This window comes from Paenibacillus camerounensis (assembly GCF_000723885.1).
Lineage (GTDB): Bacteria > Bacillota > Bacilli > Paenibacillales > Paenibacillaceae > Paenibacillus_AQ > Paenibacillus_AQ camerounensis.
The window spans coordinates 17,781-34,714 of record NZ_CCDG010000040.1; the positions used below are offsets into that span (position 1 = coordinate 17,781).

Below are 16,934 nucleotides of genomic sequence, written 5' to 3' on the forward strand. Positions count from 1 at the left end.
TAGAAATCACGGTTTACAGCCATCGCTGAAAACTTTTTTTGGCAACCTTGATTTGCCTCTGCTCTGCCCACTGCGTCAATTCCTTTATGTATTTATCGTCTTCATATTGGAAGCAATACTTATACGGTACCAGCAAGTTCCCCTTAGGCCTGATGCCTATAACAGGTACGAAGTACCCTTTTACAAATATAGTCTTGATTGTGTCTGCCGGGATCATCCGGTTATTGATAACCAGACTGTCGTCATTAAGAAGGATGTCAAATTTTTTTCTGGATGTGAATATCCGGTATATCAAGACCATTGTAACTGCTGCCAGAAGCACAATGACGGCTTTGGCCACAACCGTATTTGCAAAATGGTCACCGGCGCAATAATAGACCCATATCCCCAGATTCAGACTGACTGCTGCCAGCAGCAGAATTTCTGCAGGTGCTTTGGCTGTGCGTACTGCCTTATTGATCATATGCCACCCTCCTGATCTTGAAAGCGTATGCTCAAAGTTATCTCATGAAGCGATCATTACTATGTCTAATACATCGAAAAAATAATGTCCATACAAGTAATTTCGAGTCCTTCTATAATCCGCCTCCCCTTTATTGTAAAGATTTTACGTTTACTGTGCCAGCTGTAATTGTTCAGTCCTGCTAACCGGCTGCGTCCGGAGTAATTTTATCTCTTTACAAATTTATGCTTATGGGTTATTTTAACATTAAACAAATACTAAATATTATCTCACTCAATACAACATTTAAAAATATTAGCAACCAAGAGATGGAGGCTCCGATGGCAAATATGCTCGACAGACAACTCCGGCACAATATCCGCTTCACCTACAATGAGGCGCTGGAATTTATCGTCGCCATGGGTATGGTCGCCTGCGGTGAGCAGATGGATGCCATGGCTCAGGATTACAAGATTGAAATTGATTCGATGGCTAATGCCTTCTACGCGGATGCCGATGTCCGCCTGTCGCCGCATACTTTACGCGAGCTGAAATTTTTCTTCGGCCACAATTTTCTCCATAAGACACTGGACTTCGGTTTCTATGTGTCCATCTGCAGCAATCCTGAGCCGCAGAATGCGGAAGACTGGATTGCCTCACTGGAGGCAGTACCGGCAGAATGGATGTTGACAGAGATGGTATTCGGGGTTTACCACGATAAGCTGGAGGAGCTGCTGCAAGGAAGGGACTGGGAAGCATTAAAGGGTGATCTCGGTCTGCTGGCTGCATTAGTTAAGGATACTCCTCCGCATGTGGAGGTCCTTCAAACGCAGGAACCGCTGCTTGAATGCCTGGCCCACCCCGAAGAATGCAAGCTTCGGTACATGCAGCTGCTCCGCCAGTTCTACAAGGATGTATTTATCCACTGGAAAAAGCAGCTACAGGAGCATTCTGAACAGGCTTCCGCTCATTATGAGGCGGTATTTGCTGCCAAGCCTGAGCAGTTCATCCGTGAAATCCACAAAAATGAACCCGATATTTTCACATCTGTCCCTACTGCTTTTCACGTGAGCCAGGCATCACAGGTCGGTAATCATTTCTTGATTTTCACTACGGAAGCCGGCAATGTCGGCTGGGTTATCTTCGGAATCCACAATGAGCGTGTGTTCGGCCCGGCTGCGGACCGCGAACAGACCGAGCTGTTCCTGAAGGCTTTTTCCGATAAGCGGCGGCTTGATTTCGTGCTGTTGCTGAAAGAGCGTCCGCATTACGGACAGGAGATCGCCTCCGCACTCGGCATTACCCCCGCAGCCGTGAACTACCATTCCAACTTCTTGTTCTTCCTCGATCTGATCAGTGTGAAGCGGGAGGATCACCGCCTATATTATCATCTGAATGTGGAGCGGTTACGGGATCTGCTGGCCTTGACAGCGAAGATCATGCTGGATTAGGGCTGGGCTATACAGCAACCTGCAATAAAGCTTATATCTGATCACAGGGAGGGCCTACATTGAAAAGATCAGCAGCTTCCGGCACGTTCATCCGCCTGGTGAAGCTTGGCAAGCCCTATATCGGCTGGTACATCGCGCTCTGCCTGACCGCAGCCGTAATTTCATTGACTACTGTAGGAATCGCCGAGGCGCTGCGGCGGATCATTAACGCAGCTACAGACAAGAACATGTCCAGCCTTGCTTCAAGCGCCCTATTTGCAGTGGTGATCGTGTTTGCCGATGTCCTTTTTAATTTTCTCAAAAGCTACTTTGCTGCTGTGCTTGAATACAAATCCACCTCCCGGCTCCAGCTGTCCATGCTCGATAAGCTGCTGAAATCAGAGATGAAAGAGCTGGACCGTTATCATTCCGCCGATCTCATCAGCCGGATACACGATTCTGCACCTGCGGCCCAGCAGGGCATTAACCTGAAAACAGTTGAATTGTTCAGCAATCTGCTGCAGGTTCTCTTTTTGCTTACCTATTTGATGTCACTCCAGTTCTCGCTCACCATGGGTACACTGCTGATCTGTGCACTGCTCCCCCTTGTCATGCTGCCCTTTACACCACGCATCCGCTCCCTGCACCAGAAAAGACAGGAGGTCGAGGCCGCCCAGCAGATGTTTACCCAGGATACTGTGCAGGGGGCCGAGGTGGTTCGCGCTTTCTCTCTGGCACCACGCCTCCAGGAACAATTCAGGGAACGGGTCCGGCACTATTTCCGGATTCATATTCCGCTCTCCCGCATGGAAGCGGCCGGTTATAATATGAATTTTACTGTTGTTCTGGGCGGACTGTTATTTCTGTTGTGCTACGGAGGATATCTCGTAATTGGCGGACGGCTGGATGTAGGGGCAGTAGCAGCCTTTCTGATCAGCTTTGAGCAGATTACGAATCCGGTGTCCAGATTGTCCAATCTGTGGACTGAACTGCAGTCTTCCCTGGCCCAGGGCAGCCGGGTATTTGAAGTGCTGGGCCTGCAAAATGAGCGCCAGGAGCAGGAGAACCGTCTGGATCAGGAACCTGGCAGAACTGGCCCAGCTGAAGCTGCCAATCCACAACTTCTTTCTTTTAACAACGTAAGTTTCAGCTACAATGGCAACCCGGCATTAAGGAATGTACAGCTGATCATTGAACCGGGTAAAGTAACAGCCCTCGCCGGACCAAGCGGCAGCGGCAAAAGTACGCTTCTCCGCCTGCTGCTAGCAGAATATGAGCCTGATGAAGGAGTAATCCTGTGCGGTGCAGAGCCGTTAAGCAGCATACCGCCATATCTCTGGCGCAGCAGTCTGGCTTATGTCTCGCAGGAGCCTTATCTGTTCTCCGGTACTCTGTACGATAATATCGCCTGGGGCAAGCCCGGCGCTGCATATGAAGAGGTTATACAGGCGGCGCAAAATGCCGGTATCCATGAATTTATTATGAGCACCCCGCAGCAATATGAGACCGCAGTCGGTGAACGGGGAATTACCTTGTCGGGGGGGGAGCGGCAGCGTCTGTCCATTGCCAGGGCATTCGTCCGCGGACCGGGGCTCCTGCTGCTGGATGAGCCGACGGCTGCCCTGGACAGCCACAGCGAAGAGGTTGTCCAGCAGGCACTGCAGAAGCTGATGCAGGGGCGGACCACAGTCGTTATCGCCCACCGGCTGTCTACTATCCGAAATGCCGACGCAATCTATTTTCTGGAATCAGGAGCGGTTGCAGAACAAGGTACACATCAGGAGCTGATGGCAATGGAAGGAAAATACTGTGCAATGGTGCAGACAGTCACCCGGACAGAGCAAAAGCCTGTACCGGCTGGAGGAGAACGAATATGAAGCCAAAAGATACGGCGGTTCTGCCGCTTAGAGCTGTTCTGCGCCGGATGCTTACCTATGCTAAACCCTATCGCTTCGGGCTCGTGATTGCCATAAGCCTGCTCGCTGCCAGGCTGGTAATGGATATCGGGCTAGCAGCGGTGCAGCAGCTATTTATTGACACCATTAACAGCGCGGATATGAATTCGCTTGTGCGGCTGACCGCGGTTTGTGGTGCTGTCTGCGCCTTCATTCTGGTCTGCTTGATGGTCCAGCATTATTACCGGTTTGTTATCCAGAGCCGGATGTCCTGGGATCTGCGCGCAGCGCTGTTTGACCAGACCCACCGTCTGCCGTTCAAGCAGGTGCAGGCCATCCATTCAGGGGATTTAACCTCCCGCAATACCAAAGATGCGGAAGCGGCAATGAGTGTGGTCAGCAGCATTATTTACGATTTGGGCTATAATCTCCTGCTCTGCTTCGTTTCATTTCTGTATCTGGCTTCTATGGATGTCTGGCTTGCTCTGCTTGCCCTCGGTTCAGGTCCGGTTTCTTTTCTGTCCAGCCGCTTTTTTGACCGCAGGCTGCGCAGGTTATCCACAAGGATCTATGAAGCTGAAGCACAGCTGCGCGGTATTCTGCAGGAGACGCTGCAGGGTATGCAGATTGTCCGTGCTTTTTCACTGGAGAGCATGCTGACGGCCAAATATGCGGCTGAGCGCATGAAGCTGAACCATATGCTGCGGCAGCGGGCACTCTTAACGAATCTGCTGTGGAACAGCGCCGCTTTTATTAATAACTTCGTGATGATCATCTGTGCGGGCTTTATTGCGTACTCGGCTATAAATGGCGGGACTTCTGCCGGGGAGGTCCTTGCCTTCATCATCCTGATGGGCCGGGTCCAGTGGCCGTTCGTCCATATGTCACAGACCTGGGGCGGTGTCCAGCAGGCGCTCGGTGCAGCAGACCGCGTGTTCTCAATACTCGATGCGCTTTCTGAAGATAACACGCAACATACCTGCGTTCAGGCAACAGCTGATTCAGCAGATGAGACCGCTGCGCTGTCCATTCAAGGCCTGGAATACCGCCACTCCACGGGTCCCGATAATGAAGCTGCCTTGTTCTCTGCTTTAAATATGAGTATCCGGCATGGCGAAACGGTTGCTCTGGTCGGACCAAGCGGCTCCGGCAAAACGACTCTTATGCGGCTATGCTGCGGCTTATTCCAGCCAGATGCAGGACACATTTCAGTGTACGGCCGGTGTGCAGCCGGCGGACTCCCGGAAATGCGCAGCCAGATCACCTATGTGCCTCAGACCCCCTACTTATTCTCAGGGACCATCAGCGACAATATCGCGTTCGGCAGTGATACTTCCGGCGGAGAGGAGATTCAGGAGGCTGCCAGGCTTGCAGGCGCCGATGAATTTATTCTGAAGCTGCCGGAAGGATTCAATACAGTAATCGGTGAACGCGGCGCAGGCTTATCCGGAGGACAACGCCAGCGTATCGCCATAGCCAGAGCTTTTTTGCGGAATGCTCCTATATTGCTGCTGGATGAGGCCACCTCAGCTCTGGATAATGAGTCGGAGCAGCTCGTCCAGCAGTCCCTTGATCTGCTGATGAAGGACCGCACCACGCTGGTAATTGCCCACCGCCTGTCTACTGTACGGGATGCTTCCAGAATTATTGTGCTGGATAAAGGAGCTGTTGCTGAGGAGGGAACCCATGATAGTCTGCTGAGCAGGAACGGGCTATATGCGGAGCTGTACAACCTGCAGTTTAGAGAGCCTGATTACTGCTCATAAATCAGCTGTCTCAGCTGCTCATGAAATTCTGTCTGAATCTCGTAGCCCTGGCTGCTGTCCTCCGTATCTACCAGCAACCCGCGAATCTCTTCATTCTTCACGTTGGCGATATTCAGGACATACACCTTCTCTCCACCGTCTGAATAAGAGACATACATCAGAAAAGAGGTCATGTAATTTAACATCCCGGGCATCTTGCTGGCCTTGTTAACCGCATTCATAAACACACTGATTTCATCCGGTTCTGTAAAAATCTTTTCAGTAAAAAGTCCTGCCGGCACCTGTCCGTCTTTGCATAAATCCTTACACTCCAGCCGGATGCTGGAAATTTCGCTTACTTTCAGCTTGCTGTAGCTCATAACTCCGATAGCCAGCAGACAAATTACGAGCAGCGGAATCCATTTTTTCATATCAGCCCCTCCTTCTATCTGCGTGAAGCATTTCCTTTCCATATATTTCTATATAAACACATAAAAAGCCTGCAAACCTAATCTCCTTGTCCGGGATTAAGTCTGCAGGCTGGATCTATTCGATCATATGCAGCGTAAAGGTATTATTTAACTTCAGTTGTTCCAGTCACTTTACCTTCCATCACTGCTGTTGCTTGTACATCAGCACTTGCGAAGTACAGGTTACCGTCAATTGTAGCGTCTTTGTACAGGTTAAAGCCGTTAGCTTCTACATATACATCACCTTTAATTGTACCGCCTTGTACTCTAAAGTTTTCACTTTGAACCGTTACTTTAGGTGCAGTCAGTGTGTAAGTTGCCGTTACATTATGGTCAGCATCCTGTGCATACAGGGCGAGCTTACGGTAGATAGCATTTTCGGCAACGCCTTTATCATGGAACTCACCGGCTACAACAACATCCTGGTCAACAGTAAGGTCATTCAGGATTGCGACAATCCAGTTACCTTCTGCACTGACAGCTTTCAGGAATGGATCCTGTTCTTTCACAATGGAAGCAGTGGATACAGCATCGGTCGTTGCAGCAGCAGTAGCAGTGGCAGCCGCTTCATTTCCGGCAGTATCATTATTCGAACCGCAACCTGACAGCAAAGCAGCAGCAACACCGGCAACCAGTAACGTTTTTACAAATTTCATCTCAAATCCCCCAATTTATTTAATTTGATTTCTCTTTAATAACCATATTATATATTAAAATTTGAAAATTATCACGTGAACTTTTTCACAAATTTGTGTCAGTTTCTATTTTCACAGATAATACTGTGCTAACCGCTTAGGAATTTCGCTTTTCCGGCTTCAGGCTGGTACACTGTTAACAGATTTGTGCCTCTATACATTATTATTATGCTTTAACCCTGCATACGAAAGGACTATCACCGATGGAACTATCCAAACTGTCTGCAGCGATTGCGCCGTATCCGTTACGCAGCTGCCTGATCAGCCGCGAAGGCCGGCTATTCTTTGAATATTATAGAGAACCTGACATAGCAGGCGAATTGGCCAAAATTAATTCCTGCACCAAAAGCATTGTATCTGCTCTGGTCTGTATTGCGATGGATAAAGGCTTGCTTCCTCAGCCCGAAACGCTTCTGGCAGATTATTATCCTCAGCTCCGCCAGGACCCTGATCCGCGCAAGGCGGTAATTACACTGGAGCATCTGCTGACCATGTCGGCCGGCTTTAACTGGACCGAGTTCGGCGGACAGAACTCCTTCCCCCGAATGACGCGTTCTGAAAACTGGATTGACTTTGTGCTGGAGCAACGTCTGGCCCATAATCCCGGTGAACATATGGAATACAATTCGGGCGTGTCACAGCTTCTTGCAGCTCTTTTGGTTCAAGGTACAGGGATACCGGTTGCCCGGTTCGCAGAGGAAGAGCTGTTCGGTCCGCTGGGCATTGATCAATATGAATGGGAGCAGGACCCGCAGGATATTCATACCGGCGGCTTCGGCCTGCGTCTGCGTCCGGTGCATCTCCTGCATTTCGGTGAGCTCTATCTGCAGTACGGTCAATGGGGCCGCCGGCAGTTAATTACTCCGGAGCTGATTAACCGGTCTACTCAAACGGCCATTACAGCAGAAGCCCCCCGTCAAGGCGGTTACGCCTGGCATTGGTGGACAGACAGCTATACTCCTCCTGATAAGGAGTCTCCGGAAACAGCATTCCGTTATTATAACGCCCGGGGCTACGGAGGCCAGTTTGTATATGTTGTGCCTGAGCTTGAGACTGTTGTCGTCTTAACGCAGGATCATCGCGGGAAGCAGAAGCCGCCGGCAGATGTCTTCCGTGAATCCGTCGCACCGTTGCTTGCAGAAGCCCGTATCTAAGCTTGGTAATTTACAAACAGCTGCATAACGCATAAATCCCCGACTACCTTATCAACCTAGGTATCGGGGACTTATGGGTTTATTCCATTATTCAATTCAATCATTTCCTCCAGCCACAATCCATATCCCTGACATGGTAATTGTTCTTTCAAATTCGGTGTTTCCCGTTCGCTCCTAAAAAGGAGTAATGCCCCATGTCCTGCATATGGGATGAGTTCCCCACGTACACGATTACACGAAAAACGTTTTCACGGACGTTTTCCCTACTGTGTCAACCGTAATTGTACGCTTCGCTAACCTGCTTCAACGGAATCACGCTCCTTCGATTGCAAGATGTGTCTTGCCTGAATAGCTTGTCCCTGATTCATGGTTTCTTTGGGAATCTCTCCTTCCTTGAAATACTCACCATCAGTAAGCTTAAATGATAGCCGCTTAGCGGTTATCTATGCAGTTACTAGTTGGTGATGTCACTATATTAGCGCATATCCGATAAATTTTAAACTGTCATAATTTTTCGTATTTTATCATATTCCCTGGAAATTCCCAGTGGTGTAAATCTAGATACTTCTAGCCTTCAATTACTTTATTTTTTGCGGTTTTACGTAGAATTTACACTTTTACAATTATTAAGAGGGTGTCCCATAAGCCATGAAATGGCTGGGACACCCTTGTTTTGGAGTTGGATGGACGTTTACGCTCGGTGAGGACGCTCCGCGAACGAAACGTTGTTACAATCGCTGTGCTCTCCAGATTTTTTTCATTCCCCTTAGCGGTGAAAATCCGGAGACCAAGGCGAACGCTTCCGCTTTTCCACAATCGTTCCGTCCTCTCCGCTGTTTAAGCGGGATACGAATACACATTTTTCAACAAAAACAAAAAAAAACCGCCTTTTTGGTAAAATGGAGGCCGCTAAAGGAACGCTGCACGAAGGCAAGCGGAAATCGGGAAGTTGTGGTGAGCTTAGAACGGTTACGGTACCAAAAGCAGGCTCGGGTAATGCTGCGAAGCGAGGAAGGATACCTCTTAGCCGTTCGTCGAATGACGGAGCCGGAAAGTGTTTTTGGACAACTGAAGAACAACCGGGGCTTCCGGCGTTTTCTGCTTCGCGGCATGGAGAAAGTGACGCCCCAGGTCGGATGGCTTTCCCTTGCTCACAATCTACTGAAGCAAGCTGCGAATGACCAAAAACGCAAAACAGCGATCCTCCAATAACCGAAGGATCGCTGTTTTGCTGTCATTTTACTTTTTCAAGATAATAAATTTCTGTCTCTGTTGTAAGAATATCTACTTATGAGACAGCCCCTATAACTGCTTACGGGGCGTTTAACCCGTTCCAGCCTATGCGCTCAACCGGTTCTCCGGTGCTGTAACGGACTTTTTGCGGCGCCGCAGGTTGTAGATAAGATAAATGCCGTACAGCAGATACAAGACATTCATAATTACGATAGCTGTCAATTCTTTGTCAGGATTCTGAGCGGTCATGAATGCAAGCGCATCGTAGACAAAATGAAAAAGAATCAGCGGAATAATATTTCTGGTTGTCTCAATCAGCAGAGCGAGAATTAATCCGATCAGGAAGGCATTCACAACCTGAAGCACGACACTTAAAGCGTCCTTTCCGTTCAGCGCATTCACCATATGTAAGATTCCAAAGAAAACCGAAGAGAAAACGATATAAAAAACAGGTCCCTTAACCTTCAGCTTATCCCGGATAATGCCCCTGAAGACAGTCTCTTCTGAAAAACCGACAAACAGTGTAAACACCACAAACAATAATATTTCAGCGGCTGTCAGCTGCACATTGAAGCCGCCAATGAGAGGCTGAACCAAGGCGATGATTAGAAGCGGTATGTAATAGAGCGCATCCTTTGATTCTACTGCTGTAATCGGCCTGAAACCATACCGGGCCCATGTGCGTCCGCCCCTTGTCATATACACAGCTACAATTACAGCCATCACTGCAAATGCAGTTCCTTGAGCGATAATCATCCCATTGTCGCTTAATTCCATAATGCTCGCGGCGGCCGAAGCAGCTGAAACCAAAAATGTCAGCAAAATACCCAGCAGCAGCGAGAAAACAATCGGGTGATCCTTTTTAATGCTCTTTGTCATATTACGTCTCCTTAATCCTGTTTAGTCTGCCTTGTCAGGGCAATAACGGATTAATTGTAATACACGGCAGGTTAACATTCCACATTTTTCTAAATTAATCCTCTTATTTTTTATACATGATTGATTAAAATCTCTAGCGGACCTTCGTCCCATACCTGAACCTCTATGTATCTCTCCGGCCCGTATACACCGTCCTTATTCCAGACCTGCGGGAGGCCGTACTTCTGAATTAACGTTACAATTTCACTATAGGTGTATACTTTTCCGCGGTATTCCCTGCCGTCCTGTACTTTAGGGCTAAACGTCGGAAACAGGTCACCATAGGAGAAAGACAGCGTATCGGTATCAAAGTTTGAAACGGGAATATGCACAGCCTCTCCCTCGGCATACCAGGATTTCAGCCACTCACACTCTCCTATGACCATATAGTGCGGAGCTGTCCGGACCGGCTTTCCGCCTTTTGCAATAAACAGTGCCCGGGCCAGCTGTTCGAGCTCTCTTCTTCTGTGCAGGTATCCGTCAGGCCGGTGTGCAGCCATTGCCTTCTTGTTCTGCCTGAGTGCAGCGAGCACCTCCTCCGCCTCAGCTGCCGGCAGATCCGACAGATTTCGAAAGGGCCCCAGCGCTTTCTCGTAATAATGATACAGTGTCACGGCCATCTGCCTCCCTCCCTCCCTCCAATTGTTAAAAACTCAGCCTATGGCTGAGTTTTTAACAAATCGTAATTGTAGATCCGCCCGTCTTGAACTGCCTGGTTCTTGAACTGCAGCACATTCCCTTCACGCTTAATATACTGCAGCTGGTCCCCGTAAAACGGGATGTCATTCGTCTCAGCATATACCTGCTGCTCAGCATCGAGCAATTCTTTATACAGCAAGGTTTGAGCCCCGGTCTTGCGGTCAATCAGCATCAGCAGGCCTTTCTGGTTCGGGCGGATCAGCAGGAAATCATCATCTATTCCCTCAACCAGGTATTTATCGTCTACTCCGCCAAGCTTGACCAGATTAAGCGTCTCTTTTACCTTGCCCGTCCCGTCCTCTATCACACGTAAACTCTTTCCATCCGTCAATATCAGATTATCACCATACAGCTTCACATTGTCCCCGTAACGGATCCAATACCCTACACTTGCCTGCCGGATTACCATACCATCCTTAATAATCAGCGTGTACCACTTGTTGTTAATATGCGGCTCGCCATAGACATCTGTAATTGTAAGATAGATTAGGCCTTTAGCCGTTTTGCGGAAATCAAAGCTGATCATGTCGTACAGCTCAGAGCCCAGATTTGCAATCAGCCGCGGCTGCCCGGCCGGACTCTGCGCGTACAGTTTTCCAGTCTGCTTATCAACGGTATAGGTGACTCCGCCATAAACGGCACTGCTGCTTGAAAAGGATTGAAAATTTTTCGCGGTATACACACGGGTCTTGGCATTCCAGCCCACCGTTTCCCCTCCTAATGCCTGCACGATAAAGCGGGCGGGAAGATACAGCTCATCCTTATACATAAAGGGCTTGCCTCCAAGGCTGACAGCCTGTCCATCCAGCTTCCCTGTTTTACTTGCTGTTGTGACCATCACTGATTTCTTCCATCCGGTATAAATATATACGGTGCCGCTGCGCGAACTGCTCTTCGTAGCCTTAAGACCGGCCGACTCCAGCATACCGGCGCTTGCATAGACCGTTCCGTCCTTAAGCAGTGCAGGATTTGTAGATTGGGCTCCATTGTTCCAGATCACGACGAAATAAGCGGTTGAAGCTGCTGAGGATATTGCCGGAAAGCCTATTAATAAGAACACTAACATGGGTAGAAGCAGCCAGCTCTTTTTCATAATAAATCTCCTTTTCCTTAATTTTCAAATTAACTCAATATATTGGACGTCTGGAACCTTTAAAAGTTGCAGTTCAGTTCTGTTAACATCAGGAGACTTTATATTTAGTCCAATTGAACTAGCTTACCATAACTTCCAGTGGGAAAAGCCTCATTCACATGATATAATCCCTTAAGGTTTATGCGAAATAAACCCATTAAGAAAATGGGTTTGCAGGAGGAGCAGTCACTATGAAAAATCATATAAAAATTGTGAAAGTCTCCGCCGCGGTAGAAAAGGACGCCTTTGACGTCACTGTAAGCCATTGGAAACTTCTGCTTGAGACCAACCGTTATTATGAAATCAAAGCAGAGGATGGTCCGGTAAAACGGATTTATAAAGAGAAGCTCAATACTGTAGTGGATGAGACGAAGTCGTACAGCGCCGGACAATTGTCCTGCTCAGCTTTTTGCGCAGAGGACCGGATAAATGAAATGCAGATAGAAATCCTCCGTAATCTGCAGCTCAAAATCAATCATTACATGCATGAGCTGGATCTGAATATGAAGGCGATTCAACGGCAGAGCATCTGCCCGGAACATACAAAAAAGCAGGATTAGCCACATGTGAATCCAAGCACAAAGAGCCGCAGATTGCAGACTTTATAGTCCTGCAGTCCCGGCTCTTCGCATTTCCTTCTATTACAGCAGTCCCGCGTTCTTCACAGCATGCTCCCAGCTTGGAAAATAGTACAGGGCACTCCGCATTAATTCCGGATCATGCTGCTTAACCTGCTTCTTGTTGATGCTTCCCCCGCCCGTCTGGAGCTGCTTGATCCGGCTGATGACCTCATCTGATCCCATTGTAATATCCAAATTTGCCACTCCCTTCTTCATGATTTCTCCTATTTTTAACCAAGACCAGCCGTTATATACCCTATCAAAAAATAAAAAGAGTGTTCCTCCGCCGTTGTGCGGCTGCCTGGAACACTCATTGTTAAACGCTGCCCTGCAGTTACTTCCTGCTTCTCTGCCACCCGTATATCTGCACATGAACGATTCCTTTGGTCACCATATTGGCGATGATATAGAGAATCAGGAACACCAGCACCAGCGGCCTGAAGACAACCCAGGCAATAATCCAGAGCGTCAGTATCTGCCAGCGCTTCAGTCTGCGGAAATATTTGGTCGGCCACAAAAAAACAGCCAGCAGCTTATGGGTCTGCTGCAATGACTCCAGGAACTCATCCCGCAGCTGCTTGTCATCCGGATCGAGCCTGACCGCATTTCTCATGTACGTCTCTTTCAGCTTATAATCCCCGCGGTGGCCCGCCGCCCAGCCCAGATAGAGCAGAACGTATTCGTTCTCTACACCGGTCTGGACCGCCTGCCGGTCCAGGCTGACCGACTCAGCCATGTTGCCCAGCAGGGCTTCTGTATAGCTTAACGTAGCCAGATAGACCGCATTCTCCGGGCTCAGCTCCAGCGCCTGCAGGAGTTCATCCTTCGCTTCCTTGTATTTGGCCCGTTTGTTGAGCAGATTAGCTTTTAGAAAATAATAGTGCGGCTCATAGGGATCAACACGCATCGCTTCCGGCAGTGCTCCGGCTAAAGCTTTATAGTTCTGTGTGTCATAATAGATGCATATCTGCACGAACCAGGCCAGTTGCTGCTCAGGATCGCGGCGCAGCGCTTCGCCTGTCCAGTGCTGTGCTTGTTCGTAGTTCTCCTGCAGAATATAGATATGGGCAATGATTGCAAAAACATCCGGGTCCTCCGGGTCCTCACGCAGCACCTGCTCCGCTTCAACCAGGGCCTCCTTGTACCTCTTCATTTCCATAAGCTCATGTACAGCTGCCAATCCGTAGCCGCTGGATTCATACCCCATATTCAGGACCTCCTGTCCCGCCCGTGCTATTTAATTCCGTGCTTTTTGGCATAGTCCAGAACCACCTGGTAGTCCCGGTTCACGTCGCTGAATGTAGCGTAGTTCCGCGCGGTGGCGAACCATTCCAGCGTCGTCGCTTTGCGGTCCTTCGCCGCCTGCCGCAGGTCATTGCCTGTAATCGGCTGAATCTCCCCTGTCGCAAAGGTCCGCTCCATGGCAGATTCTACAGCATCACTGACCACCTGCTCCAGATCAGCCCCGGAGAAGAACCTCGTCTCCCCGGCAAGCTTGGACAGATTAACCGGCTCCTGCGGCTTGCCGGCCAGCTTCAGGCCGAGAATCATCTCACGCTCCGCCTCCTCAGGCGGCGGAACAAACACCAGATGGTTGAAGCGGCCGGGACGGCGGAGGGCGGAATCCAGATACCAGGGCGTATTGGTCGCACCGATTACGAATACCTGATCATTCTCCGCCTGCAGCCCGTCCAGCTCCAGCAGCAGCTGATTAACCAGCATCCGGTCATGATGCTGGCGCATCTGATGCCGGCTGCCGCCCATGGCGTCCAGCTCATCGATGAAGATGACGCAGGGCTTATTTTCCCGTGCTTTGGCGAAAATGTTATGCAGATTGTTTTCGCTCTGCCCCACATACATGGCCAGAATCGCCTGCAGCTCAATATGCATAAAGTTAGCTTCAATCTCCCCCGCTACGGCGCGTGCCAGGAAGGTCTTGCCGCAGCCTGGAGGTCCGTACAGCAGCAGGCTGCCGCCCGCCTCCTTGCCGTATGCGGCAAACAGCTCCGGCTGCTGCAGCGGCAGGATGAAGTTCATCCGGATTTTCTTTTTGACATCCTCAAGGCCCCCGACATCGGCAAAGGTCTCTTTGGGCTTATCTGATTCAATCAGTGCATCATCTTCTTTGCTGAATTGAATGAGTTTCAGGTTCTTACGTCTTTTCTCGGCCAGCTCATCATGTTCATCCCCCATGTGCATCTCACCCCTATCAATATTAAGATAAGTTTACCATATTTCGGTGCAGGAATAGTCCTCCGTTTGGAGAATATTAACAGAGCAATGAGCAATTGCATATCCGCTTAACGGCGGCACCGGTTTTGACGACTGCGAGATCAACCTACACTATATTACCTCCCCATATCATAAATCTAACAATCTGCAGACCGCTGCCTATAAATTTGAGTTCGCCAAAAAATTCAACGTACAGCCGCTCTACACTGCACTTATCAGCATTGCCCATGAGAACCATAAGCGTCTGAACGGCTGATTGATTCCAAAGAAAGCAAAAAACCTCTCTTATATTCAAATGGGGCTTGCAGTCCATGCCCCATTTGATTAAGAGAGGTTTTTTGCCGATAGATTTAGCTGCAGTCAGACCTGTCCGGCCAGCTCCAGGCTGAGAGACCTACTGCTTCTCCAGCGCAAACCTCAGCAGACGGCTGAGTGCTGCCGGAAGAACACTGACATGGTTCTCTCCGGCGAAATTCACTAGAGAGGACTCCAGCCCGTGTGCGGCAAGCGGCTCCAGCCGTTCATACACATTGCCGGCATCCTCGACCATATGCTCAAGCTCCTCAGCTCCGATCGTAATCAGCAGCCGGCGCTGCAGCTCTAGTGAAGGATACCCGGCTGTGAATGTATCCAGCTCCTTCAGAACCTTATAGTCCCCCCACCAGGAGGAAGGGCTGCCGGCTGCATAGTGGCTGAACAGCGCCGGTCTGGTGAATAGGGCATGGAGAACGAGCAGCCCGCCGAGAGAATGGCCGAATATCGCCTGCCGCGTGCAGTCCACCGGAAACCGTCCGGCAATCAGCGGCATGATCTCCTGCTCCAGCAGCTCCAGGAAGCTGCCGGCACCGCCGTGCTCCGGCCAGCCTGTGCCGTCCGGACGCTGCGGCAGAGTATCTGCCGGTACCGGCATCGTGAAATCATAGCAGCGCCGGGTCATATCAAACGGCTCGCCGGAAGGATAGCCGACTGCGACAATCAGCACAGGGTCATATCCGTGGGGCTTACGTGTCTGCAGCCGTGCCGCTTCCGCCAGGGTATGAAACACAGCATGTCCGTCCAAGGCATAGATAACCGGATACCCCTCCGGCGGCGCTTCACCGGCGGGATGCGCCAGCAGCAGCCGGTATTCCGCCTTAAACGGGCCGGCTGTGATTCTGATTTCCTCACAGCCTTGGTGCGGATAGGTTAGTTCCTTCACACTGCTCATGGCGCGATGAGCTCCAGCACATCGTCGATAACATTGCTGTAGGCAACCACGCCTCCGCCAAGCCAGTAGCGGTCATCTACATTGTATACATGTCCGGCCTGAACAGCAGGGACGCTTTTCCAGAGGGAGCTTTCAGTCAGCTCATTATAGAAGGTCTCTCCGCTGTTGGCTGTGTCATTAGCCAGGAAGATGTAATCAGCATCAATCTGCGGCAGCAGCTCAAGCGACAGCTCCAGGCTGTTTTCGGCTGCGACCAGCTCACTTTTGGCAATGCCCAGCTGATCGGCCAGCACGAATCCGCCATACACACTGCCCATCAGGAACATGCCTCTTGCATTGAAGCGGATAATTAACGCCTTTTTGCCGTCCATATGCGGTGCCAGCTCCGCTTTGGCAGCTTCAACCTTCTGATGATAGGCTGCCAGCCCATCCGCTGCTGCCTCTTGCTTCCCTATCAGCTCACCGAGGATTGTTACTGAGCTGTCGAGATCACCAGCCGCCTGTTTGAATACATAGACCGGGGCGATCTTAGCGTACTGCTCGTATACCCCGTTCTCGGCATAATTGGCGTTGTGCAGCACAATCAGATCCGGCTGCAGCTCCATAACGACCTCCGGTGAAGGCAGTCCGCTGTTAAAGTCAAGCAGCGGCACGCCGGCAAGCTTGTCCTGCAGATATGCCTGGCCTTGCCCGTTGTTCGCCCACTGGGCCACCGGTTTAACGCCCAGCACTACTAACGAATCTTCCAGATACGGGGCGAAAATCCGCTGTGGCGCCTCTTCCAGCGTCAGCTCATGGCCCAGCTCATCTGTGACCGTAAGCGGATAAGCGGTTTCCGCTGTCTCTACAGCAGCCGGATCAGCAGCCGGTTCAGCGGAAGGCTGAGCGCTTACAGCGGCAGCTGCAGAGACTGCATTGTCTGCTCCTTCATTTGCTGAATCCTGACTGCAGCCACTCAGCAGCGCAGCGGCAAGCAGCAGGCTGAGTGAAGCCGGAAGCAGTGCTTTTTTTATTGTGCCTGCTGTAATAATCATGTCTTGCATAATGGATCTCCCCCTAATG

The 16,934-nt window shown here is 50.2% G+C and carries 16 protein-coding genes and 1 pseudogene; 6 read left to right on the forward strand and 11 right to left on the reverse strand.

The features are described from left to right. Positions 1-13 precede the first annotated feature (13 nt). Positions 14-463 (reverse strand): hypothetical protein, encoded by a 450-nt coding sequence (locus BN3772_RS15330; RefSeq protein WP_042200518.1) that lies wholly within the window; start codon positions 461-463, stop codon positions 14-16. A gap of 320 nt (positions 464-783) precedes the next feature. On the opposite strand from BN3772_RS15330, the gene BN3772_RS15335 reads away from it, so the two are divergent. Genes BN3772_RS15335 through BN3772_RS15345 form a run of 3 tightly spaced genes read left to right on the forward strand, consistent with a single transcriptional unit; the run spans position 784 to position 5,533 of the window. Continuing rightward, complete coding sequence (locus tag BN3772_RS15335; protein WP_042200519.1) at positions 784-1,893, forward strand: ArsR/SmtB family transcription factor; 1,110 nt, start codon at positions 784-786, stop codon at positions 1,891-1,893. A 59-nt stretch (positions 1,894-1,952) separates the two neighbouring features. Next, positions 1,953-3,749, forward strand: a complete 1,797-nt coding sequence (locus tag BN3772_RS15340; protein WP_042200520.1) for an ABC transporter ATP-binding protein — start codon at positions 1,953-1,955, stop codon at positions 3,747-3,749. Next, a complete protein-coding gene (locus tag BN3772_RS15345; RefSeq protein WP_042200521.1) occupies positions 3,746-5,533 on the forward strand; it encodes an ABC transporter ATP-binding protein in 1,788 nt (595 codons plus the stop codon). The genes BN3772_RS15340 and BN3772_RS15345 overlap by 4 nt, the downstream gene beginning before the upstream one ends. Here the strand turns inward: BN3772_RS15345 and BN3772_RS15350 are convergent. Together BN3772_RS15350 and BN3772_RS15355 are read right to left on the reverse strand one after the other, a co-directional pair. Beyond that, positions 5,521-5,943: a YhfM domain-containing protein gene (locus BN3772_RS15350; RefSeq protein ID WP_042200522.1), complete on the reverse strand. Its 423-nt coding sequence runs from the start codon at positions 5,941-5,943 to the stop codon at positions 5,521-5,523. The genes BN3772_RS15345 and BN3772_RS15350 overlap by 13 nt on opposite strands. A 143-nt stretch (positions 5,944-6,086) precedes the next feature. Next, positions 6,087-6,638, reverse strand: a complete 552-nt coding sequence (locus BN3772_RS15355; protein WP_042177902.1) for a polymer-forming cytoskeletal protein — start codon at positions 6,636-6,638, stop codon at positions 6,087-6,089. 242 nt (positions 6,639-6,880) lie between these two features. Here BN3772_RS15355 and BN3772_RS15360 point away from each other — a divergent pair, with 242 nt between their 5' ends. After that, positions 6,881-7,831: a serine hydrolase domain-containing protein gene (locus BN3772_RS15360; protein ID WP_042200523.1), complete on the forward strand. Its 951-nt coding sequence runs from the start codon at positions 6,881-6,883 to the stop codon at positions 7,829-7,831. A gap of 906 nt (positions 7,832-8,737) precedes the next feature. Then, a pseudogene (locus tag BN3772_RS31725) lies at positions 8,738-9,043 on the forward strand (transposase); the annotation flags it as partial. A gap of 126 nt (positions 9,044-9,169) precedes the next feature. On the opposite strand, the gene BN3772_RS15370 reads toward BN3772_RS31725, so the two are convergent. The 3 genes from BN3772_RS15370 to BN3772_RS15380 form a co-directional block, all read right to left on the reverse strand. Beyond that, positions 9,170-9,943 (reverse strand): CPBP family intramembrane glutamic endopeptidase, encoded by a 774-nt coding sequence (locus BN3772_RS15370; protein ID WP_042200524.1) that lies wholly within the window; start codon positions 9,941-9,943, stop codon positions 9,170-9,172. 110 nt (positions 9,944-10,053) lie between these two features. Further along, a complete protein-coding gene (locus tag BN3772_RS15375) occupies positions 10,054-10,602 on the reverse strand; it encodes a hypothetical protein (RefSeq protein WP_042200525.1) in 549 nt (182 codons plus the stop codon). 38 nt (positions 10,603-10,640) lie between these two features. Next, positions 10,641-11,774: a copper amine oxidase N-terminal domain-containing protein gene (locus BN3772_RS15380; RefSeq protein WP_052380526.1), complete on the reverse strand. Its 1,134-nt coding sequence runs from the start codon at positions 11,772-11,774 to the stop codon at positions 10,641-10,643. A 230-nt stretch (positions 11,775-12,004) separates the two neighbouring features. Here BN3772_RS15380 and BN3772_RS15385 point away from each other — a divergent pair, with 230 nt between their 5' ends. Then, positions 12,005-12,373 carry a hypothetical protein gene (locus tag BN3772_RS15385; RefSeq protein WP_052380527.1) on the forward strand — a complete coding sequence of 123 codons (369 nt, stop codon included), beginning with the start codon at positions 12,005-12,007 and terminating at the stop codon, positions 12,371-12,373. Between the two features lie 81 nt (positions 12,374-12,454). Here the strand turns inward: BN3772_RS15385 and BN3772_RS15390 are convergent, their stop codons facing one another. The 5 genes from BN3772_RS15390 to BN3772_RS15415 form a co-directional block, all read right to left on the reverse strand. Further along, positions 12,455-12,649: a hypothetical protein gene (locus tag BN3772_RS15390; protein ID WP_042177910.1), complete on the reverse strand. Its 195-nt coding sequence runs from the start codon at positions 12,647-12,649 to the stop codon at positions 12,455-12,457. Positions 12,650-12,767: 118 nt separating this feature from the next. After that, complete coding sequence (locus BN3772_RS15395; protein WP_042200526.1) at positions 12,768-13,640, reverse strand: tetratricopeptide repeat protein; 873 nt, start codon at positions 13,638-13,640, stop codon at positions 12,768-12,770. Positions 13,641-13,666: 26 nt separating this feature from the next. Next, positions 13,667-14,626, reverse strand: a complete 960-nt coding sequence (locus tag BN3772_RS15400) for an ATP-binding protein (RefSeq protein WP_042200527.1) — start codon at positions 14,624-14,626, stop codon at positions 13,667-13,669. Between the two features lie 433 nt (positions 14,627-15,059). After that, the gene (locus BN3772_RS15410) at positions 15,060-15,872 is read right to left on the reverse strand and encodes an alpha/beta hydrolase (RefSeq protein WP_042200528.1); all 813 of its coding nucleotides are present in this window, start codon (positions 15,870-15,872) and stop codon (positions 15,060-15,062) included. After that, complete coding sequence (locus tag BN3772_RS15415) at positions 15,869-16,915, reverse strand: ABC transporter substrate-binding protein (protein WP_244444754.1); 1,047 nt, start codon at positions 16,913-16,915, stop codon at positions 15,869-15,871. The genes BN3772_RS15410 and BN3772_RS15415 overlap by 4 nt, the downstream gene beginning before the upstream one ends. Between the last annotated feature and the right edge of the window lie 19 nt (positions 16,916-16,934).

Excerpts from the sequence above, each read along its gene's own strand:
- BN3772_RS15360 (WP_042200523.1), top strand. The coding sequence starts at position 6,881 with ATGGAACTATCCAAACTGTCTGCAGCGATTGCGCCGTATCCGTTACGC.
- BN3772_RS15390 (WP_042177910.1), bottom strand. The coding sequence starts at position 12,649 with ATGAAGAAGGGAGTGGCAAATTTGGATATTACAATGGGATCAGATGAG.
- BN3772_RS15370 (WP_042200524.1), bottom strand. The coding sequence starts at position 9,943 with ATGACAAAGAGCATTAAAAAGGATCACCCGATTGTTTTCTCGCTGCTG.
- BN3772_RS15330 (WP_042200518.1), bottom strand. The coding sequence starts at position 463 with ATGATCAATAAGGCAGTACGCACAGCCAAAGCACCTGCAGAAATTCTG.
- BN3772_RS15400 (WP_042200527.1), bottom strand. The coding sequence starts at position 14,626 with ATGGGGGATGAACATGATGAGCTGGCCGAGAAAAGACGTAAGAACCTG.
- BN3772_RS15335 (WP_042200519.1), top strand. The coding sequence starts at position 784 with ATGGCAAATATGCTCGACAGACAACTCCGGCACAATATCCGCTTCACC.
- BN3772_RS15355 (WP_042177902.1), bottom strand. The coding sequence starts at position 6,638 with ATGAAATTTGTAAAAACGTTACTGGTTGCCGGTGTTGCTGCTGCTTTG.
- BN3772_RS15415 (WP_244444754.1), bottom strand. The coding sequence starts at position 16,915 with ATGCAAGACATGATTATTACAGCAGGCACAATAAAAAAAGCACTGCTT.
- BN3772_RS15345 (WP_042200521.1), top strand. The coding sequence starts at position 3,746 with ATGAAGCCAAAAGATACGGCGGTTCTGCCGCTTAGAGCTGTTCTGCGC.
- BN3772_RS15395 (WP_042200526.1), bottom strand. The coding sequence starts at position 13,640 with ATGGGGTATGAATCCAGCGGCTACGGATTGGCAGCTGTACATGAGCTT.
- BN3772_RS15380 (WP_052380526.1), bottom strand. The coding sequence starts at position 11,774 with ATGAAAAAGAGCTGGCTGCTTCTACCCATGTTAGTGTTCTTATTAATA.
- BN3772_RS15375 (WP_042200525.1), bottom strand. The coding sequence starts at position 10,602 with ATGGCCGTGACACTGTATCATTATTACGAGAAAGCGCTGGGGCCCTTT.
- BN3772_RS15350 (WP_042200522.1), bottom strand. The coding sequence starts at position 5,943 with ATGAAAAAATGGATTCCGCTGCTCGTAATTTGTCTGCTGGCTATCGGA.
- BN3772_RS15385 (WP_052380527.1), top strand. The coding sequence starts at position 12,005 with ATGAAAAATCATATAAAAATTGTGAAAGTCTCCGCCGCGGTAGAAAAG.
- BN3772_RS15410 (WP_042200528.1), bottom strand. The coding sequence starts at position 15,872 with ATGAGCAGTGTGAAGGAACTAACCTATCCGCACCAAGGCTGTGAGGAA.